This is a genomic window from Kluyvera chengduensis, from assembly GCF_044197065.1.
GTDB classification, from domain to species: Bacteria; Pseudomonadota; Gammaproteobacteria; order Enterobacterales; family Enterobacteriaceae; genus Kluyvera; species Kluyvera ascorbata_C.
In genome coordinates, this window is sequence record NZ_JBIQOI010000011.1 from 19,282 (window position 1) to 39,747 (window position 20,466).

General features: G+C 52.6%; 14 protein-coding genes. 9 read left to right on the forward strand and 5 right to left on the reverse strand.

The features are described 5' to 3' along the window. Positions 1-21 precede the first annotated feature (21 nt). From ACH1XZ_RS20335 to ACH1XZ_RS20345, 3 genes are all read right to left on the reverse strand, one after another. Positions 22-1,362: an HlyD family type I secretion periplasmic adaptor subunit gene (locus tag ACH1XZ_RS20335; protein WP_395596931.1), complete on the reverse strand. Its 1,341-nt coding sequence runs from the start codon at positions 1,360-1,362 to the stop codon at positions 22-24. Next, positions 1,349-3,538: a type I secretion system permease/ATPase gene (locus ACH1XZ_RS20340; protein WP_395596932.1), complete on the reverse strand. Its 2,190-nt coding sequence runs from the start codon at positions 3,536-3,538 to the stop codon at positions 1,349-1,351. Before ACH1XZ_RS20340 ends, ACH1XZ_RS20335 begins: the two co-directional genes overlap by 14 nt. Before the next feature lie 268 nt (positions 3,539-3,806). Beyond that, on the reverse strand, positions 3,807-7,904 hold the full coding sequence (locus ACH1XZ_RS20345) for a retention module-containing protein (RefSeq protein WP_395596933.1): 4,098 nt from the start codon (positions 7,902-7,904) through the stop codon (positions 3,807-3,809). A 1,287-nt stretch (positions 7,905-9,191) separates the two neighbouring features. On the opposite strand from ACH1XZ_RS20345, the gene tdcA reads away from it, so the two are divergent. The 5 genes from tdcA (at position 9,192) to pflB (ending at position 16,140) form a co-directional block, all read left to right on the forward strand. Continuing rightward, positions 9,192-10,130 carry a transcriptional regulator TdcA gene (tdcA, locus tag ACH1XZ_RS20350; RefSeq protein ID WP_395596934.1) on the forward strand — a complete coding sequence of 313 codons (939 nt, stop codon included), beginning with the start codon at positions 9,192-9,194 and terminating at the stop codon, positions 10,128-10,130. Between the two features lie 99 nt (positions 10,131-10,229). Beyond that, a complete protein-coding gene (gene tdcB, locus ACH1XZ_RS20355; RefSeq protein WP_395596935.1) occupies positions 10,230-11,219 on the forward strand; it encodes a bifunctional threonine ammonia-lyase/L-serine ammonia-lyase TdcB in 990 nt (329 codons plus the stop codon). Positions 11,220-11,250: 31 nt separating this feature from the next. Further along, positions 11,251-12,582: a threonine/serine transporter TdcC gene (tdcC, locus tag ACH1XZ_RS20360; protein ID WP_395596936.1), complete on the forward strand. Its 1,332-nt coding sequence runs from the start codon at positions 11,251-11,253 to the stop codon at positions 12,580-12,582. Positions 12,583-12,608: 26 nt separating this feature from the next. Beyond that, complete coding sequence (tdcD, locus tag ACH1XZ_RS20365; RefSeq protein WP_395596937.1) at positions 12,609-13,817, forward strand: propionate kinase; 1,209 nt, start codon at positions 12,609-12,611, stop codon at positions 13,815-13,817. Positions 13,818-13,845: 28 nt separating this feature from the next. Next, the gene (gene pflB / locus ACH1XZ_RS20370; RefSeq protein WP_395596938.1) at positions 13,846-16,140 is read left to right on the forward strand and encodes a formate C-acetyltransferase; all 2,295 of its coding nucleotides are present in this window, start codon (positions 13,846-13,848) and stop codon (positions 16,138-16,140) included. A 190-nt stretch (positions 16,141-16,330) separates the two neighbouring features. On the opposite strand, the gene ACH1XZ_RS20375 is transcribed toward pflB, so the two are convergent. Next, a complete protein-coding gene (locus ACH1XZ_RS20375) occupies positions 16,331-16,921 on the reverse strand; it encodes an NUDIX domain-containing protein (protein ID WP_395596939.1) in 591 nt (196 codons plus the stop codon). 82 nt (positions 16,922-17,003) lie between these two features. Here ACH1XZ_RS20375 and ACH1XZ_RS20380 point away from each other — a divergent pair, with 82 nt between their 5' ends. Beyond that, on the forward strand, positions 17,004-17,756 hold the full coding sequence (locus tag ACH1XZ_RS20380) for a DeoR/GlpR family DNA-binding transcription regulator (protein ID WP_395596940.1): 753 nt from the start codon (positions 17,004-17,006) through the stop codon (positions 17,754-17,756). A gap of 40 nt (positions 17,757-17,796) precedes the next feature. Next, complete coding sequence (locus ACH1XZ_RS20385) at positions 17,797-18,444, forward strand: LysE family translocator (protein ID WP_395596941.1); 648 nt, start codon at positions 17,797-17,799, stop codon at positions 18,442-18,444. A gap of 184 nt (positions 18,445-18,628) precedes the next feature. On the opposite strand, the gene ACH1XZ_RS20390 is transcribed toward ACH1XZ_RS20385, so the two are convergent. Further along, positions 18,629-18,946, reverse strand: coding sequence for a putative quinol monooxygenase (locus tag ACH1XZ_RS20390; RefSeq protein WP_395596942.1), 318 nt, complete (start codon positions 18,944-18,946; stop codon positions 18,629-18,631). A gap of 384 nt (positions 18,947-19,330) precedes the next feature. Between ACH1XZ_RS20390 and ACH1XZ_RS20395 the strand changes: the two genes are divergently transcribed. Both ACH1XZ_RS20395 and ACH1XZ_RS20400 read left to right on the forward strand, forming a co-directional pair. After that, entirely contained in the window at positions 19,331-19,588 is a 258-nt protein-coding gene (locus ACH1XZ_RS20395) for a YjhX family toxin (RefSeq protein ID WP_004131894.1), read from the forward strand. A gap of 60 nt (positions 19,589-19,648) precedes the next feature. Further along, complete coding sequence (locus tag ACH1XZ_RS20400) at positions 19,649-20,395, forward strand: SAM-dependent methyltransferase (RefSeq protein WP_395596943.1); 747 nt, start codon at positions 19,649-19,651, stop codon at positions 20,393-20,395. Positions 20,396-20,466: the final 71 nt, after the last annotated feature.

Below are 20,466 nucleotides of genomic sequence, written 5' to 3' on the forward strand. Positions count from 1 at the left end.
TTTTCCATTCGTACCCGATTCTTACCGTTCCCGGAACGCTTCCGCCTTCGCGCGCAAAATCGGCTTCAGCAGATAGCTAAGCACCGTTTTCTGTCCGGTCATGATATCTACCGACACCACCATCCCCGGAATAATCAGCAGCGGTTTTTCTTCGCTGCCCAGATAGTTGCGATCCGTGCGCAGCCGAATCTGGTAAAAACTGTGTCCTTCTTTATCGGTAATGGTGTCGGCGCTGATGTGCTCCAGCGAACCTTTCAGGCCGCCGTAGATGGTGTAGTCATAGGCGGTGAATTTGATCATCGCTTTCTGTCCAGGGTGAAGAAACGCAATATCCTGGGGACGGATTTTTGCCTCGACCAGCAGGGTGTCGTCCAGCGGCACAATCTCCACCAGCTCGCTGCCGGGTTGGATAACCCCGCCGATGGTGTTGACGAGCATCTGCTGGATAATCCCGCGCACCGGCGAGGTCACCAGCGTACGGTGAACCCGGTCTTCAATAGCTTTGCCGGAGGCTTCTATTTTCGCCAGGCTAGTGCGCGCTTCGTTAAGCTGGCCCAGCATTTCGCTACGATAGCGGCCTCGCGATTCGGCAATTTTGTTTTCAATTTCCTTAATGGCCGACCGTGCGCGGGGTATGGCGAGAACCACCGAGTCAAGCTGCCCGCGCGTGTCCACTTCGGAGCGGCGCAGGCGCAGGATTTCGACTTTAGAAATCGCCCCTGCGCTGACCAGCGGTTGGGACATGTTAACTTCCTGCTGAATAAGCCCCAGGCTGCGGCTAAACTGCGATTTTTTGGCTTCAAAATCCAGCAGTTCCTGTTTTTTCTGCGCCAGCTGTTCTTCCAGCCCGGCAATTTCATTACGAAAACGGGCGCCCTGGGATTCAAAGAGCCCCCGCTCCCCGCTGGCGATCCCCGGCGCTTCCTGCTCGATTTCCGGGCTCAACGATAAAGGTTTCTCGTCTATTTGCGCCTGCAGACGTGAGATGCGCGCCATCAGCGCATAGCGGTCAGCCTCGCTTTCACCGACGGTTGACTTAAAACGCGTGTCGTCGAGGCGCAGCAGCGGCTGCCCGGCGTCGACAATTTGCCCTTCGTGGACGAAGACTTCGGAAACAATCCCGCCTTCCAGGTTCTGGATTTTTTGTAGCCTGGATGAGGGTATCGCTTTGCCGTCGCCGCGGGTGACTTCATCGATAGGGGCGTTCGCTGCCCAGACAATCAGCGCAATAAAAAAGCCAAAGCAGGCCCACAGCGTTATGCGGCGCGAGCGCGGTGCGTCGCTCATCACCGCGCCGCTAATGCCGTTAACCGTCAGGGAGTCGTCCGTTTTGCCGAGACCAAACCATTTAGTTACCCCCATGGATTTGCCCCTTCTTCAGTGCCTCCAGCACGCTATCGCGCGGCCCATCGGCCACCACGCGCCCACGTTCGATGATGATAAGCCGGTCGACCAGCGCCAGCATCGAGGCACGGTGAGTCACCAGTAGTAACGTGCGTCCGCGGGTTGACGCCATCAGCGCCCGACGGACGGCATCTTCGGTAGTGTTATCCATCGAACTGGTCGGTTCATCAAGCAGAAGGATCGGCGGCTCGAGCAGAAGCGCACGCGCCAGCATCACCGCCTGGCGTTGGCCGCCAGAGAGGTTAAGCCCACGCTCGCCAACCTGCATGTGATAGCCGTCCGGGTGCTTACGGGCAAAATCATGCACCCCGGCCAGCTGCGCTGCCCGCAGCATCGCCTCATCGTCGACGTAGGTCGCCCCGCTTATCAGGTTGTCGCGCAGCGTGCCGCTGAACAGGTAAATATCCTGCGGCGCGTAGCCGATGTTGTGGCGAAGGTCATTGACGTCAATTTGGTTGGCATCCATGCCATCCACCAGGATCTCCCCGGAGTCCGGCTGGTAGAAGCCGATTATTAACTTGGCCAGCGAGCTTTTTCCCGACCCGCTACGCCCGATAATCCCCACCCGCTCGCCCGGCGTGATGGTGAAAGAGACATTAGTCAGTGAAGGTCGCTTTTGGTCCGGGTAGGTGAAGGTGACATTCTGGAAGGCAATCGCCCCTTGCAGGGTGTCACGGGCGACCAGCGCGCGGTCATCCTGACGCTCCTGCGGCAGCTCCATCATCTGTTCAGTGGTATTCATGGTCATTCTGGCCTGCTGGTAGCGCGTCACCAGACCGCTCAGTTGACCCATCGGTACCAGCGCACGACCGTTTAGCATGTAGCAGGCGATAAGCCCGCCCATACTGAGGCTGCCGCCGATAATCAGATATACCCCGGCAACAATCATTGCCACGCCGGAGAACTGCTGAAGCCAGGCAGTAAAATTCACCGCAAAGGTCGAGAGCGTTTTAACCCGTAGCTCTTTTTTGCTGAGCGTCACCAGCGTGCTTTCCCACATAAACTGGCGCTCGCTTTGTGCGTTATTTACCTTCATGGCGTCCAGCCCGCCAAGGGTTTCAATCAGCACCGCCTGACGCTCTGAGGCGAGGCGCATGGTCTCTTTGATAGTGTCGTTGAGCGGCTTTTGAATTGCCCAACTCACCACCAGCGCCACCGGGAAGGCCACCAGCGGGATAAACACCAGCGGGCCGCCGATAATGGCGATCACCAGCAGCATCAGCAAGGTGAACGGAATGTCGATAAGCGTCGCCATGGTGAGCGAGGAGAGAAAATCACGCAGCGACTGGATTTCATGAATATTCTGCGCAAAGCTCCCCAGCCGCGCTGGACGCGCTTTCATCGCCACGCCGGTAATGCGCTCGAAGATGGAAGCCGAGACGATCATGTCGGTCTTTTTGCCCGCGATATCGAGGCAGCGGGTGCGCAGTGTTTTCAGCAGCAGATCAAACAAGAAGGCGACGGTAATCCCGATAGCTAGCACCCATAACGTGGCGGTGGCCTGATTGGGCACCACGCGGTCGTAAACGTTCATCACGAACAGCGGCGTACACAGCGCGATAAGGTTAATCAGGAAGCTAGCAACGATGGCGTCAACGTAGAGAAAGCGCGATAGCTTTAACGTGTCGCGAAACCAGGTGCGGGTGCGCGGCAGCAGGGACGATTTGGTGCGTTCGCTTTGATGGATGGGCTGAATAAACAGCGCCGTACCGGAGTACTCCAGCGCCAGCGCGGCTGGGTCGACCATGATTTCTCCGCCGCCGACCTCACCGGTCTGCACCCGAGCCTGCCCTTGTTCATTCCAGCCAAAGAGTACGGCGGTGCGATGATTCTCCAGTACCAGGACGGCGGGCAGTGAAAGCGCGGTAATATCCTTGAGTTCACGCTTGAGCATTCGCACGCGCAGCCCGGCGCGGGCGGCGGCGCGCGGAAAAACGTCGAGGGTCAGTTGGTTATTTTTAAGCGGTAAGCCTGCGGTCAGCGAAACGCGGGTTGCCGCTTTTCCATAGTGCGAACAGACCGCCAGCAGGCTATCGAGCAGCGCATCATCCTGAAGCTCGCGCTGATCGATTTTATTCTCTTTTTGCCATTCTACTGCGTCATTGCCACCTGCAGCCGGCGAATGTTGTGCCATATGTTATATCCTTAATAACAGACCCGAAGCATAAGTTCATCCTGAAGGCCGGGTAATAGCGACTGGGCATTATCGTTCCAGAAATTTAAACTAGCACAGTCAAATATAATATTCATTAGCGATGAGTGTTTATAATATTTTATAACCAGCACTAATGATAATGCCGTATGGCGTAATTAAATAATCACCGAGTTATTTTTATATTTAAATCAATCGTTGCCAGAAAAGTAAAATGCACCCTGCCGGGAAGGCAGGGTGCGGTTTAGAGTTAAATCAGTGAATCCGGTTTAGCAATCAAGCTGTCTATATCTGTAGAAGTGCAGTGTTCAACGGTAATCTGTACCGCGGTGGCGTTACCGCCATGGTGCAGACCTTCGGTATTAATGGTAATTATCGTATTCCCATCTTTATCAGATATATTGACGAAATCAGAGAAGTTACCCTTAATCCCCTCAAGCAGCTCGGTTAAATCGATTTTATCCTCATGAACATTAAAATCTTTAATAACATCCTTGCCGTAATCACCCTGTTGCCATTTGAAGATATCGTGGCCTTCCCCGCCATAAAGCGTGTCATTCCCTTTACCGCCAATCAGGATGTCATTACCCGCACCGCCATACAGGTTATCGTTGCCATCACCACCATAGAGAATATCGTTTCCATCGCCGCCATACAGTTTATCGTTGCCCGCGCCGCCATAAATAATGTCGTTACCGGCATCACCAGAGATGTCGTCGTTACCCCCATAGCCATAGATGATGTCATCACCATCAGTGCCAACAAGCTCGTTGTTACCAGAATTTCCATGGATCGTTTCACCCGGTACCGGGGTCGGCTCGTTTTCATCAGGCGTCGTCTCACTTCCGCCGCCTGTAGGTTCGCTTCCACCAGGGATTATTGGAGTATCAGATCCATCACCGCTCTCGCCCGCGCCCTCATTACCAGAGGTACCGCTTTCGGCCGTCTGGCGTGGAATGACGGAGAAAATTCCGTCGGTCACATCACCATCACCGTCGGTGGCTTTGAAGGAAAAATCAATCTGCCCATCATCCCCAGGTTGCTTCATATCCTGGTACTGGTAGAACTCCCACTTACCCGTTTCAGGGGTAAACTCCAGACGGAACACCAGATTACCGTTTGAATCGTAGCCAAGAACCGTGTTCTCTGATTCAGAGAAGGTTGTAGTAATTTCCAGGCCTGCGCTGGTACGTAGATCACCTTCAACGCCTTCCTTGTCCAGGACCAGGCTATATTTGCCGTCAGCCCCCCAATCAATATCGAGCGTACCCTCAGCATAGCCAGTTGGCGTATCCGTATTCGGTCCAATGAATGTGACGCCTTTCACCGTAAAGTCGCTGTTATCCTGCTTATCTTGCTTAAAGTTATCCGTCGCCTTAACGATCATCGTATCGAAACCGCCTTCCTGCACGCTGAAGTTCTTGGCATAGTTGCCGCTGTTCGCATTGGAGCTAAACTCCTGCGTCGCAATTAGCTTACCGTCACGATAAAACTCAACGATGCCGCTCTCGAGCTCGCCGCCGTACATTTTTTCAAACTCAATGCTCACACCGTAGGCAACTGAGCCCACGTCCAGCGTGAAAATCAGTTCTTCAGAAGCGCCATTGTCACCGTCAAAAACGCGGTAATCGATCTCATTAGCAAGGTTGTGATAAGGGCCTTCCTTGCTTTTTACCCCCAACCCGCTACCGGTTCGGTCAACCTCGGCCTCAATTAATTCTGAATCAGTCTTGGAGGTGAACCCTTTGGCCGTCACGGTAAATCCATGACCCTGAGCATCCGTGTAGCGAAGACTGGTTTTAGAAGTATCGTCCCCACCAAGGTCAAATTTGCCGAGTAGAATATCAGGGATGCCCTCACTGCTGACTTGACCCACCGATGGCGCACTCAACACGGGAACATCGTCGACAATGGTTATCTCAAGTGAACCTGTTGAGGTGGCTTTACCATCGTCCACGGTGATTGTCAGGTCAAACTTCACATCATCCGTACCCTGCTCCGGATGATCGATTGGCTCTTTAAGTTCTACCTTGTAGGACCATTCGCCTCGATCGGTCCCCTCTGGTGGGGTAAGCTGGACTTCAACAACGGATTTATAAGTTCCATCTTCGGTAGAGCCAGTGTAGCCAACGAGCTTGTTGCCTTCCGCATCCCATGCCCATTCGACTTTCGTACCACCGGAGGTTACCGATTCGCTCGGGCCACCCAGCGAAACGGTCAACGCATCACTGGTATCAATGTCATCGATGGTAAACGTGCCCGTAGCCCCATCAGGGATATGGCTCTCGGATAATTCCTCACTGCTCGTCACCTCGATAGTCGGTTTATCGTTGGTGCCTTTAATGGTGATGGTCACGGTGTCATAGCTTTCTCCGCCATGGTTATCCTTCACCGTCACGACGTAGCTCACCTTCGCTTCCTGGCCTTCGGCCAGCGTCTGCGTCAGCGCGTTGTCGATCTGGTAGCTCCAGTTCTTATAATCACCATCCAGCGCAAAAATTCCTTTCTCCAGCGCCGCTATCTGTTCAGGGGTCAGTTCCGGGCCACTACTCGACTTCACCTCCACCTTCCCGACGCTGTACTCATGAACGTCAGCGCTATCGATATCAACAGTTGTCAGCGTGCCACCGGTTTGCAACACCTCTGTCGTCTCTTCACCGCCGGTAAGGGTGACTACATCTTTATCTTCCTGTAGGTCACCGTTCTGCGCCGTCAGTTCAGGGAGATCGTTGGTGCCTTTAATGGTAATAGTGACGGTGTCATAGCTTTCTCCGCCGTGGTTATCCTTCACCGTCACAACGTAGCTCACCTTCGCTTCCTGGCCTTCGGCAAGCGTCTGCGTCAGCGCGTTGTCGATCTGGTAGCTCCAGTTCTTATAATCACCATCCAGCGCAAAAATTCCTTTCTCCAGCGCCGCTATCTGTTCAGGGGTCAGTTCCGGGCCACTACTCGACTTCACCTCCACCTTCCCGACGCTGTACTCATGAACGTCAGCGCTATCGATATCAACGGTTGTCAGCGTGCCACCGGTTTGCAACACCTCTGTCGTCTCTTCACCGCCGGTAAGGGTGACTACATCTTTATCTTCCTGTAGGTCACCGTTCTGCGCCGTCAGTTCAGGGAGATCGTTGGTACCTTTAATGGTAATAACGACATCAGCGGTTCCCTCACTGCCGTGCTCATCAACAACCTTCACCGTATAAGTAAGCTTAACTTCCTGCCCTGCGGCCAGTGATTGGGTCAGCGCATTGGAGATCTCATAATGCCAACCCTTACCATCATCGGTAACGGTAAAAGTACCGCTACTTAGCGCTTTCATCTGCGCATCAGTCAAATCAGCGCCAGCACCCATTTCTATCTTAGTGAACGCACTGCTGTACTGATGGCTGTCCATGAGATCCACATCGTGCATCTCCAGTTTACCTTGAGTCTCAAGCAAAACTGGGGCTGGTTCAGTCTCTGTGCTGGTCACAATCCCATTATCTTCCTGTAGCGCCTCTCCGCCGCTCGCACTCAACTCCGGTGCATCATTACGCCCGGTAATCGTAATCGTCACCGTGTGTTCGGTGCCGTCAGCGCTTTTCACCACGAAGGTTTCAATTTTCGTTTCACCTTCGGCGAGGTACTGCACATCGGCGTTATTGACCTCATAGCGCCATGAGCCATCTCTGGCGAGGATCAGGTTCCCCAGTGCGCCATCGCTGGCTTTGACAGAGTTCGTGACAAACCAGGATTGTGCTTCATCGGGATCGTGGATCGACAAACGGCCGCTGTCGGCAAGGGTTGGGTCGCTATCGTCTTCGACAACAGAACCCGTATCGTCGCCGCCGATGATAGCGGGATTATTAAGGTCAACGGTATTGGAGCCAAACAGTGAGGTGTCTTCTTCCACGCGGTCAGGGCGCGCGCTGCCTAAACCATCTGTGGGATAGCCCGCATTAGGGTCAAGAATTTGTCCGGTCAGTTCCAGCATCACGAAGGAGTGTCGTCCTCCCTCGCCCGCTTCGCCCTGCGCATCGATGATAATCGGATTCCCTGCGGCGGTGGCTTCCAGAATTTGCGTTGGGTCTGCGCCTTCGGCAATGGCCTGCTGCACAGCAGCAACGTCCTGGGTTGCTGTCGCATCAGCCGTCGCGGTGGCTGCGCCGCTGCCTCCCCACTGGCTCATACGCCCCAGATCCAGACTCTTGCCATCCGGCAAGGTGACGGTCACCGCCCCCTGTTCGGTCACGACCTGCTCGCCGCGCATAACCTGTTCACCTTCCATTGCCTGACGCCGGCTGCCGTCCGCCGCTTCAATCCACGCCTGGCCCATCATGACTTTGATCGTTCCAATTACCGTTGGCATAGCATCTCTCCCTGGTTCGCAAATACCGGAGCGTTTCACATAGCGCTCCAATTAAACTCATTAGGTAAAAACTGAACTTCTATCCTTATTCTTCGAGGCATTGAATTAACACCCACTTTTACCCATTAGCAAAATATATTCATTAACAATCGCATTAGTAATAATAAAATTTGGTGATTTTTGTAAAACAAGCCATACATTGAGTGATTGGAATACGTACCTTTCAGTCAATAGCGTGATCACTACCCCATATAATAAAAGAAAGAACAAATAAAGCACCATCATAAATAAAACAAATTACATAGTAAAATCAAGCAATTAAAGAAAAACAAATCAATATGAACGCATTTACTTTAATATTTCTTAAGAAAATTACAAATATCATGAAGGAATAAAAAAAAGCCAATCAAATATTACTTACCATTTCATCATTTTTTCCCTAAACGGTAGGCGTTAATTATTCACAAACCTTCCTTACCATATTTATAAATCAATAACCTGCGCTTATTCAAGATACCGACACAGGATCATCGAACGGAGAATAAATTATGTTTTCTGATGCATTCCGGCGGGGAGCGGAGAAAAACACCCTCCGAAGAACAGAGCGGCTTATGATTAGGTCTGACTGATGTATACGCAGCATACAGCCGTACCGTCCTTCAGCCAGGTCATGCAACAGAGGAGCGATAACAAGAATGCAGATCTGTGAACCTCAACACAAAACACTACCATTAGAGATTTTATCAATACAAAACAAAAGAAACCGATTTCACATACCAAACTAACCCCTAAAAAATAGGCAAAAAACCATAGTTAATTTATTGTTAATTTTGATAATGAATTGTTTTTGATATTTTTAGCATTAATAACTAATACGTATCTTTCAGAACAATTATGGAAAAAAAGTGTGATGCTCGACATTCTTTAATAAGGATAATGCTTCATTTAAAATTTAATTTGATAATTTACACATTAAATTTAATCCATTTCCTGACCGTTAATTACTCGATAATTGCTTGAAAGATCGCCAAATAGAGATTGTTAGCAACGTTAAAAAATAGCCGCCGTTATCGGCATAAAATATTTTTATCCCCCCATTATTTTTTGATAAAAGTCAGATGAAAGCGTTATATTAAAAACGTAACAACATGATAAATAATACTTTTTATAAAATCACATCGCGTCTGATAATTCACCAAAAGATAATTTGTGAGTACTAGCACAAATCCCTGGTCTATTAATTTGTTACACTTCTTCCCGTCAACAAAGCAATTAACACGGATCGTTATGAACACATTAAACCTCCCAAAAATACAAAATCTGGTGGTCTTTCAGGAGGTGATCCGCAGTGGTTCTATCGGCTCGGCGGCAAAAGAATTAGGGTTAACGCAGCCGGCGGTCAGTAAAATCATTAGCGATATTGAAGCTTACTTTGGCGCAGAGGTCATCGTCAGAAAAAACACCGGTGTAACGCTGACCCATCCGGGCCAGGTGCTGCTGACCTGGTCTGAGTCCATCACCCGTGAGATGACGAACATGGTGAATGAGATGAACAGCATGACGGACGATGCAGCCATCGATGTCTCCTTCGGTTTCCCTTCGCTGATTGGCTTCACCTTTATGTCTGACATGATTCAGAAGTTTAAAGAGGTGTTTCCGAAGGTACAGATCTCGATGTTCGAAGCCCAGCTCTCCTCGTTCCTGCCTGCGCTGCGCGATGGCCGTCTGGATTTCGCCATCGGTACGTTGAGCGACGAGATGAAGCTACAAGACCTGCACGTCGAACCGCTGTTTGAATCAGAGTTTGTCGTCGTGGCCAATAAGTCCCGAACGCGCGTCGGCAATACCCCGCTGGAATCACTGAAGGAAGCGCAGTGGGTATTGCCGCAAACCAATATGGGTTACTACAGTGAGCTACTTATTACGCTACAACGAAACGGCATCAGCATTGAAAACATTGTTAAAACGGACTCCGTGGTCACCATTTATAATCTTGTTCTCAATGCCGATTTCCTGACGGTTATTCCTTGTGATATGACCGCACCTTTTGGTTCCGACCAGTTTATTACGCTCGAGGTTGAAGAAACATTACCCATTGCGCGCTATGCCGCAATATGGTCGAAGAATTACCGGATAAAAAAAGCCGCATCAATTCTGGTGCAATTAGCGAAGGAATACTCGGCCTGCAAAGGACGCAGGCGAAAGCAAATAATAAACTCAAATTAAGCCAGTAACTTTAAATATCGAATACCTATGCCGCCGATCGTCATATCGGTCAGCGGTGACGAATATCTATTACCCTAACACTCTAGTTATGAGGTTATAATGCATATTACATACGATCTCCCAGTTGCTATTGAAGATATTATTGAAGCTAAAAAACGCCTGGCAGGTAAAATTTATAAAACGGGTATGCCTCGCTCTAATTACTTTAGTGAACAGTGCCAGGGCGATATCTTCCTTAAGTTTGAAAACATGCAGCGTACCGGCTCATTTAAGATTCGCGGTGCCTTTAATAAGCTTAGCTCCCTGACCGAAGCCGAAAGACGTAAAGGCGTTGTGGCGTGCTCTGCAGGTAACCATGCGCAGGGCGTTTCGCTCTCCTGCGCGATGCTCGGTATTGATGGCAAAGTCGTGATGCCAAAAGGCGCGCCGAAGTCTAAAGTCGCCGCCACCTGCGACTACTCGGCCGAAGTGGTGCTGCACGGCGATAACTTCAACGATACCATCGCTAAGGTCAGCGAAATTGTCGAAATGGAAGGTCGCATTTTTATTCCACCGTACGACGATCCGAAAGTCATTGCCGGACAAGGCACCATCGGTCTGGAAATTCTCGAAGACCTGTATGACGTTGATAATGTGATTGTGCCTATCGGCGGCGGCGGTTTAATTGCCGGTATTGCTATCGCCATTAAATCAATTAACCCAACCATTAAAGTGATTGGCGTACAGTCTGAAAACGTTCACGGTATGGCTGCCTCTTATTATGCCGGAAATATAACCACACACCGAACGACCGGCACCCTGGCGGATGGCTGTGACGTTTCCCGCCCGGGTAATTTAACCTACGAAATTGTTCGTGACCTCGTCGATGATATTGTTCTAGTCAACGAAGATGAAATTCGCAAAAGCATGATTGCCCTTATCCAGCGTAATAAAGTCGTCACCGAAGGCGCTGGTGCATTAGCCTGTGCGGCATTATTAAGCGGCAAATTAGATAGCTATATCAAAAACCGTAAAACGGTCAGCATTATTTCTGGCGGGAATATCGACTTATCTCGCGTATCACAAATTACCGGTTTAGTTGACGCTTAATTCTACTATTTAACTTCGTTGAGGATAGGATATGAGTACTACTGAAAGCATTATATCCAGCCAGACCAAACAGTCAGTCTGGCGTAAATCAGATACAACGTGGACGCTCGGTTTATTTGGTACCGCTATCGGTGCCGGGGTGCTGTTCTTCCCGATTCGCGCCGGGTTTGGTGGGCTAATCCCCATTCTGCTGATGCTGGTGCTGGCTTACCCCATCGCGTTTTATTGCCACCGCGCGCTGGCGCGTTTGTGCCTGTCGGGGTCAAATCCATCCGGTAACATCACCGAGACGGTAGAAGAGCATTTTGGTAAGACGGGGGGCGTTGTGATCACCTTCCTGTACTTCTTCGCCATCTGCCCGCTGCTGTGGATTTACGGCGTCACCATCACCAACACTTTTATGACCTTCTGGGAAAACCAGCTGCAGATGCCGGCGCTGAACCGTGGCTTTGTCGCCCTGTTCCTGCTGCTGCTGATGGCATTCGTTATCTGGTTTGGTAAAGACCTGATGGTGAAAGTGATGAGCTACCTGGTCTGGCCGTTCATTGCCTGCCTGGTATTGATTTCACTGTCGCTGATCCCTTACTGGAACTCTGCCGCTATCGATCAGGTCGACCTCAGCAATATCGCGCTGACCGGGCACGACGGCATTCTGGTCACCGTGTGGCTGGGCATCTCCATCATGGTGTTCTCCTTTAACTTCTCGCCGATCGTCTCCTCTTTCGTGGTCTCCAAGCGCGAAGAGTATGAAAAGGACTTCGGCCGTGAATTCACCGAGCAGAAATGTTCGCAGATTATCTCCCGCGCCAGCGTCCTGATGGTCGCCGTGGTGATGTTCTTCGCCTTCAGTTGCCTGTTTACGCTCTCCCCGCAGAACATGGCGGATGCCAAAGCACAGAACATTCCGGTGCTCTCTTATCTGGCAAACCACTTCTCCTCCATGGCGGGCTCGAAGTCGACCTTCGCCACCACGCTTGAGTATGGCGCTTCCATCATCGCCCTGGTGGCTATCTTCAAATCCTTCTTCGGCCACTATCTCGGCACACTGGAAGGGCTGAACGGTCTGGTGCTGAAGTTTGGCTATAAAGGCGATAAAACCAAGGTCTCCTCCGGGAAACTGAACACCATCAGCATGATCTTCATCATGGGTTCCACCTGGGTTGTGGCCTACGCCAACCCGAACATTCTGGACCTGATTGAAGCCATGGGCGCACCGATTATCGCGTCGCTGCTCTGCCTGCTGCCAATGTACGCCATCCGTAAAGCGCCATCGCTGGCGAAATACCGTGGCCGTCTGGATAACGTATTTGTCACCGTTATTGGTCTGCTGACCATTCTCAACATCGTGTACAAACTGTTTTAATCTGTGAACTCAGGATGAGTCGTAAAATGAATGAATTCCCGGTCGTATTAGTCATTAACTGTGGATCATCTTCAATTAAGTTTTCAGTACTGGATGCAACCAACTGCGATGTATTAATGGCGGGTATTGCTGACGGTATTAACACTGAAAATGCGTTCTTATCCGTAAATGGAGGTGAGCCAGCCACGCTGGCTCACCACAGCTACGAAGGCGCATTAAAGGCGATTGCCTTTGAACTCGAGAAGCGTGATTTAAATGACAGCGTGGCCTTAATTGGTCACCGGATTGCTCACGGCGGAAATATCTTTACCGAGTCGGCCATTATTACTGACGAGGTGATCGATAATATTCGCCGAGTCTCTCCACTGGCTCCACTCCATAATTATGCCAACCTCAGCGGTATTGAATCGGCACAGCAGCTTTTCCCTGGCGTAACCCAGGTGGCGGTCTTTGATACCAGTTTCCACCAGACTATGGCGCCTGAAGCTTACCTGTACGGGTTGCCGTGGAAATATTACGAGGAGCTCGGCGTGCGCCGTTACGGCTTCCACGGAACGTCGCACCGCTACGTCTCCCAGCGCGCTCACGACCTGCTTGGTCTGCCGGAGCAGGACTCCGGTCTGGTGGTCGCCCACCTGGGTAACGGCGCTTCTATCTGCGCGGTGCGCAACGGACAAAGCGTCGATACCTCAATGGGGATGACGCCGCTCGAAGGGCTGATGATGGGCACCCGCAGCGGCGATGTGGACTTCGGCGCTATGGCATGGGTGGCGAGTGAAACCCAGCAGACGCTCAGTGACCTGGAACGGGTGGTGAATAAGGAGTCTGGTCTGCTCGGTATTTCCGGCCTCTCTTCCGACCTGCGGGTGCTGGAAAAAGCCTGGCATGAAGGGCATGAACGCGCACAGCTGGCGATTAAAACCTTCGTCCACCGTATCGCTCGCCATATTGCCGGGCACGCTGCGTCATTACACCGCCTCGACGGCATTATTTTTACCGGCGGAATTGGCGAAAATTCGGCGTTAATTCGTCGTCTGGTGATTGAACATCTGGCGGTGCTGGGCGTGAATATCGACAGCGATAGAAATAGCTTACCCAATTCTTATGGTGAGCGCGTTATTTCCAGGGAGGATGCGCGCGTTATTTGCACCGTCATTCCAACCAATGAAGAAAAGATGATTGCCCTCGATGCGATTCATTTAGGCGAAATCAGCGCCAGCGTCGAATACGCATAATTAACGGTTAGTCAGCAGAGAGAATTCCATGAAGGTAAATATCGATACCGGCGAGAGTCTGTACGCCGATGCGTGGCAGGGATTTAACGGCACGGACTGGAAAGAAGAGATTAACGTCCGTGATTTTATTCAGCATAACTACACGCCATATGAAGGTGATGAGTCCTTCCTCGCTGAAGCGACGTCCGCGACCCTCGCCCTCTGGGAGAAGGTGATGGCCGGCATTCGCATCGAAAACGCCACGCACGCGCCGGTCGACTTCGACACCAATGTTGCCACCACCATTACCGCCCACGATGCGGGCTACATCGACCAGAGTCTGGAAAAGATTGTGGGTCTGCAAACCGATAAACCGCTCAAGCGTGCATTGCACCCGTATGGCGGCGTGAACATGATCAAAAGTTCGTTCGATGCCTACGGTCGTGAGATGGACCCGAACTTCGAATACCTGTTCACCGAGCTGCGTAAAACCCACAACCAGGGCGTGTTTGACGCTTACTCTCCAGATATGCTGCGCTGCCGTAAATCGGGCGTGCTGACCGGCTTGCCGGATGGCTATGGCCGTGGGCGTATCATCGGCGACTACCGCCGCGTGGCGTTGTACGGCATTCAGTATCTGGTGCGCGAGCGCGAGCAGCAGTTCGCCGACCTCCAGTCCAACCTTGAGTGGGGACAACAGCTTGAGGCTACCATTCGTCTGCGCGAAGAGCTGGCGGAACACCGCCGTGCGCTGCTGCAGATGCAGGAGATGGCCGCAAAATACGGCTGCGATATTTCACGCCCGGCGCGTAACGCACAGGAAGCCGTGCAATGGCTCTACTTTGCCTATCTCGCGGCGGTGAAATCACAAAACGGCGGCGCGATGTCTCTGGGGCGCACCGCGTCGTTCCTCGATATCTACATTGAGCGCGACGTCAAAGCCGGACGCCTGAACGAGCAGCAGGCGCAGGAGCTTATCGACCACTTCATTATGAAGATCCGCATGGTGCGCTTCCTGCGTACGCCGGAGTTCGACACGCTGTTCTCCGGCGACCCTATCTGGGCCACCGAAGTGATTGGCGGTATGGGATTGGATGGCCGCACGCTGGTCACCAAAAACTCATTCCGCTATCTGCATACCCTGCACACCATGGGGCCTGCGCCGGAACCGAACCTGACGGTGCTGTGGTCAGAAGCGCTGCCGGTAGCGTTTAAAAAGTATGCCGCCCAGGTTTCTATCGTCACCTCTTCCTTGCAGTATGAGAACGACGACCTGATGCGCGCCGACTTTAACAGCGACGATTACGCGATTGCCTGCTGCGTCAGCCCGATGGTTATCGGTAAGCAGATGCAGTTCTTCGGCGCGCGCGCCAACCTCGCCAAAACCCTGCTGTACGCAATCAACGGCGGCGTGGATGAAAAGCTGAAGATTCAGGTGGGGCCAAAAACCGCCCCGCTGATGGACGACGTGCTCAACTACGAGACGGTGATGGAGAGCCTCGACCACTTTATGGACTGGCTGGCGGTGCAGTACATCAGCGCGCTGAATATCATCCACTACATGCACGATAAATACAGCTACGAAGCCTCGTTGATGGCGCTGCACGACCGTGACGTTTATCGCACCATGGCCTGCGGTATCGCCGGGCTGTCGGTAGCGGCGGATTCCCTCTCGGCCATTAAATACGCACAGGTGAAACCGGTGCGCGACCATACCGGACTGGCGGTCGACTTTGTGATTGAAGGGGAGTATCCGCAGTACGGTAACAACGATGAGCGCGTGGACAGCATTGCCTGCGATTTGGTCGAGCGCTTTATGAAGAAAATTCAGGTGCTGCCAACCTACCGTAATGCCGTGCCAACGCAGTCCATTCTGACCATCACCTCTAACGTGGTATACGGCCAGAAAACCGGGAACACGCCGGACGGGCGCCGCGGCGGAACGCCGTTCGCGCCAGGGGCAAACCCAATGCACGGACGCGACCGTAAAGGCGCCGTCGCCTCGCTGACCTCGGTGGCAAAACTGCCGTTCACCTACGCCAAAGACGGGATTTCCTACACCTTCTCCATTGTGCCAGCGGCGCTGGGCAAAGAGGACACAGTGCGGAAAACCAACCTGGTCGGGTTGCTCGACGGCTACTTCCACCACGAGGCACACGTCGAAGGCGGGCAGCATCTGAACGTTAACGTGCTGAACCGGGAGATGCTGCTGGATGCCATTCAACATCCAGAGAACTATCCGAACCTGACGATTCGCGTTTCTGGCTATGCGGTGCGCTTTAATGCGCTGACGCGTGAGCAGCAACAGGATGTTATCTCAAGGACGTTCACCCAGGCGCTGTAACGCAGGAAGCCTCCATTGTAGGCCGGATAAGCGAAGCGCCATCCGGCAGTCCTGGCAGATTGCCGGATGGCGGCGTAACGCCTTATCCGGCCTACAAACTCTGTTCGGAGCAGTAAAGGCGTTTTTTAGTGAATTTGAGTGTGTTTGTCTCTCCTTTAGGTGCACGGTTGTGCACCTTTTTTTGCTTTGGCTATTCCCCCAGCGTCCGATTCAGCGCCAGATACTGCAGCAGCATAATAGTCTTCGCATCCATTATCTCGCCGCTCGCCACTGCCTGCAGCGCGTGTTCCAACGGCCACTCCAGCACTTCAATGTCTTCGCCCTCTTCTTCCACACCGCCGCCACGGCTAACGCGATCCTCATCCTGGTACTCCGCGATAAAGAACCACAGTTTTTCCGTCACCGAGCCCGGACTCATAAAGGCACGAAAGACCGGCTCGATTTGCGTAATGCGAAAGCCGGTTTCCTCTTCCGCTTCGGCGATAATCCGAGCTTCCGGAGAAGCGCTGTCGAGCAACCCCGCCGCCGCTTCAATTAACAGGCCGTTACCGTCGTGGAGGTAAACTGGCATTCTGAACTGACGCGTCAGGACAACCGTTTTTTTGCGGCGATTGTACAGCAGCACCACCGCGCCGTGGCCGCGGTCATAGGCTTCGCGGCTCTGCTGCTGCCAGCTTCCGTCGCGGCGACGCAGCTCAAAAGTGTATTTTTTCAGGGTATACCAGTCGTCAGAAAGCAGCTGAGAATGAATATTTCTCACTAACGGCTCAATAGCGCTCATTTTTTCTCTCCTGTAGATGACATTTTGCAAACTATCATGCACAATCAGGCAACATCAAGAAAAAACATGCATGAGAGAAAACATGTTAGCCAGCCAACGAAAACAGCAAATCCTGGCGATTCTGGCCCGGGATAAACAGGTACACTCCACCGAGTTAAGCCAACAGTTTCAGGTATCAGAAGATTCGATTCGCCGCGATTTAAGAGAGCTTGCCGCCGCCGGGCTGCTGCAGCGCGTCCACGGTGGTGCGCTGCCGGTCTCCGCCGCCATTGCGCCGTTTGAAGCAAGAAAAAGCGTGCAGATAGACGCAAAAAAAACCATCGCCCAGAAGGCCGTCTCGCTGATTAGCGCAGGCCAGGTCGTGATGATTGATGGCGGCACCACCACCACCGAGATGATCAAACTGCTACCGCACGACCTGCGCTTCACCGTTGTCACCCATAGCCCGAGCATTGCGGTTGGGCTGATTGATTACCCGGCCATTGAAGTGATTTTGTTGGGCGGTACGCTGTTTAAACACTCCGTTGTCACCACCGGCTCTGCCCTGAGCGAGTCGGCGAATCGCATTAACGCCGACCTGTTTTTTATGGGCGTGACTGGGGTACATCACCACGCGGGCTTTACCACCGGTAGCTTCGAAGAGGCGGGCGTGAAGCGTCTGCTGAGCGAGCGAGCTTCCGAGACCATCGTTATGGCCTCGCAGGAAAAAATTAACGCCGCTTCTGCCTTTGCCATTGGCGACCTCTATCTGGCGAGTACATTGATTGTGGACTGCGAGCTGGATGCGCCGCTGAAGGCCGCATTAGACAGCCACGGCGTCTCCGTTATCGCGTAACGCGGTTCGTTTTTGTTGTTCGTTTCACCCTGAGGTTTTCATGCTGGATATCACCAATCTTTGGCTGTTTAGCCTATCGGTCCTGCTGCTTTCCGTGACTCCGGGGCCGGACATGGCCTACGTCGTTGGCCAGAGCGTCGTTAACGGTCGCCGTGCGGGCGTTATCTCCGCCACCGGCGTCGCGCTGGGTAGCTGTACGCACGCCATTGCCAGCGTGGTCGGGCTGACGGCGCTTATCAGCACATCGCCGTTGATGTTTACTCTCGTGAAATATATGGGCGCGGTTTACCTGATGTATCTAGGCGGCAAAATGCTGATCGGATCGTTTTCCAGCAAAGCAGCGGATAGCGAAAACCCCGCGCCGCGTAAGATGCAGGCAGACCTGAGCAGTTTACTGTCGAAAGGGTTTATCACCACGCTAACCAACCCGAAGGTTATCCTGTTCTTTATCTCGTTCTTTCCACAGTTCGTCACGCCAAACGGTGAGCACCACGCCGCGTCGTTCCTGGTCCTCGGCATGGTTTACGCGCTGATTGGTTTTATGACCGATGCCACCTTTGCCATTCTCGCTGGCGGTGCGGCGGGAGCGGTATCGCAGAACAGAATGCTGCAACGACTGCTGGATCGTATCGTTGGCACGGCATTTATTGGCTTAGGGATTCGTCTGGCTTTGACCCGAAGAATATAGGTAGCTCACAACTCTGCGGTCACTCGGTTACGGTTCGTATTTTCGCACGATAGGCTTTTCAGATGATCCTTCTGCTCTGGCCGCAACACGGCCATCTATCGCTGCCGGAAAAACACGTTTGGGTATTCCCAAAATTCTGATGACTCAGGGAGCGGCATCTTGCCGCTCCCCTATTCTTGCTGACTTATAGCGATCTCAGCCGCTGCACGTTCAAACTTTCCAGCTTGCCATCAAGAATCGCCAGAAAATCGTCGTGATAGGACATCGCAACATGCTTTTTCAAATCGTCCTCTGATTTCCAGCGCTCAATAAATACGAACGACACTTTGCCTTCGTTTGCCAGCACCCGCACGTCCGCAATCGCCCTACTTTCGTGAAGATCGTACTGCAGGCATCCGGCTTCCTGATGGGTAAGCGGCACCATGGCTTTCGCGGCATTGCGAACGGCGTCGAGGTGTTCGGGGAGAGGCGTGAGTGTGGCTACGATCTTAACTTCGCTCATGGAGAAAGGCCTTGGTTTGAGTGAATGACATCATAGAGCGTAGATGGGGAGAAGCGGTGTAGCCAGAAGGTTTCGCCCGTTACTCCCCTGATCTCTCAACGTCGGCTCATCGCTAACTTCGCGGCACACAGGCCGAATAACATTTTCCGCACCAGGTCACACTTTTCCACCTTGCAGATACCCACTTAAAAACTACGTGTTATCATTCACCCCGTAAATACCTTTCAACTCAACCCGAGGCTTTGATGCTGGAGAATGTAATCATCCGATAATCAGCTTCCCGACCTTTTCAGGCCGGACTGATTATCAATGCGCCGAAATCGAATGCGGACACCGCAGTGTGTTTGCACGTTTTGCACATGATGATTAAACAGGTTTTCCAGTATGAATTTATCCCGTCAGGAACAACGTACCTTACACGTTCTCGCCAAAGGTGGCCGAATCGCGCACGTCCGCGATGCATCAGGCCGCGTCACCGCCGTTGAATGCTACACCCGAGAAGGGCTGTTGCTTACCGACTGCACTCTCGCCACGTTCAAAAAACTCAAAACCAAAAAGCTTATCAAGTCCGTCAACGGTCAGCCCTATCGAATTAACACCACCGGGCTGAATAACGTTCGCGCTCAGCTTGATAACCGCTAAGGAGAGTGTCTATGACAGCACATCCTTTCACAGGCCTAACCCAATAACAGGAATTCACTTATGGATATCCCACGTATTTTTACGATTAGCGAAAGCGAACACCGCATTCATAACCCCTTTACCTCAGAAAAATACGCCACGCTGGGCCGCGTATTGCGTATGAAACCGGGGATGCGAATCCTTGACCTTGGCAGTGGCTCAGGGGAGATGCTCTGCACCTGGGCCCGCGATCACGGCATTACGGGTACGGGTATCGACATGAGCCCACTCTTCACTGCGCAGGCAAAACAACGAGCGGAAGAACTCAGAGTCAGCGGCCAGGTTCACTTCATTCATAACGACGCCGCCGGATATGTGGCAGAAGAAAAATGTGATGTGGCCGCCTGCGTCGGCGCTACATGGATTGCCGGTGGGTTTACCGGGACGGTTGGGCTGCTGGCGCAAAGCCTCGAACCGGGCGGGATTATGCTCATCGGTGAACCTTACTGGCGTCAGCTACCGGCATCGGAGGAGATAGCCCAGGCTTGTGGCGTTAGCTCTCAAGCCGATTTTCTCACACTCCCAGGGCTTGTCAGCGCGTTCGACGACCTCGGCTACGACGTGGTGGAAATGGTCCTTGCCGACCAGGAAGGGTGGGACCGGTATGAGGCGGCTAAATGGCTGACCCAGCGCCGCTGGCTGGAAGCCAACCCTGACGACGAGTTCGCAGCGGAAGTCAGGGCCGAGCTTAACCTCTCGCCAAAACGCCACGTCACGTACACGCGGGAATACTTTGGCTGGGGCGTATTCGCGCTTATCGCCAGATAACAACAGGTTCCCGGCATCTCTTACACCGGATGCCGGGAACACAAGATGTCGCCTGAGCGTTGATCTGATGC

Coding starts and splice junctions, on each gene's coding strand:
- ACH1XZ_RS20335 (WP_395596931.1), bottom strand. CDS start 1,362: ATGGGGGTAACTAAATGGTTTGGTCTCGGCAAAACGGACGACTCCCTG.
- ACH1XZ_RS20340 (WP_395596932.1), bottom strand. CDS start 3,538: ATGGCACAACATTCGCCGGCTGCAGGTGGCAATGACGCAGTAGAATGG.
- ACH1XZ_RS20345 (WP_395596933.1), bottom strand. CDS start 7,904: ATGCCAACGGTAATTGGAACGATCAAAGTCATGATGGGCCAGGCGTGG.
- tdcA (WP_395596934.1), top strand. CDS start 9,192: ATGAACACATTAAACCTCCCAAAAATACAAAATCTGGTGGTCTTTCAG.
- tdcB (WP_395596935.1), top strand. CDS start 10,230: ATGCATATTACATACGATCTCCCAGTTGCTATTGAAGATATTATTGAA.
- tdcC (WP_395596936.1), top strand. CDS start 11,251: ATGAGTACTACTGAAAGCATTATATCCAGCCAGACCAAACAGTCAGTC.
- tdcD (WP_395596937.1), top strand. CDS start 12,609: ATGAATGAATTCCCGGTCGTATTAGTCATTAACTGTGGATCATCTTCA.
- pflB (WP_395596938.1), top strand. CDS start 13,846: ATGAAGGTAAATATCGATACCGGCGAGAGTCTGTACGCCGATGCGTGG.
- ACH1XZ_RS20375 (WP_395596939.1), bottom strand. CDS start 16,921: ATGAGCGCTATTGAGCCGTTAGTGAGAAATATTCATTCTCAGCTGCTT.
- ACH1XZ_RS20380 (WP_395596940.1), top strand. CDS start 17,004: ATGTTAGCCAGCCAACGAAAACAGCAAATCCTGGCGATTCTGGCCCGG.
- ACH1XZ_RS20385 (WP_395596941.1), top strand. CDS start 17,797: ATGCTGGATATCACCAATCTTTGGCTGTTTAGCCTATCGGTCCTGCTG.
- ACH1XZ_RS20390 (WP_395596942.1), bottom strand. CDS start 18,946: ATGAGCGAAGTTAAGATCGTAGCCACACTCACGCCTCTCCCCGAACAC.
- ACH1XZ_RS20395 (WP_004131894.1), top strand. CDS start 19,331: ATGAATTTATCCCGTCAGGAACAACGTACCTTACACGTTCTCGCCAAA.
- ACH1XZ_RS20400 (WP_395596943.1), top strand. CDS start 19,649: ATGGATATCCCACGTATTTTTACGATTAGCGAAAGCGAACACCGCATT.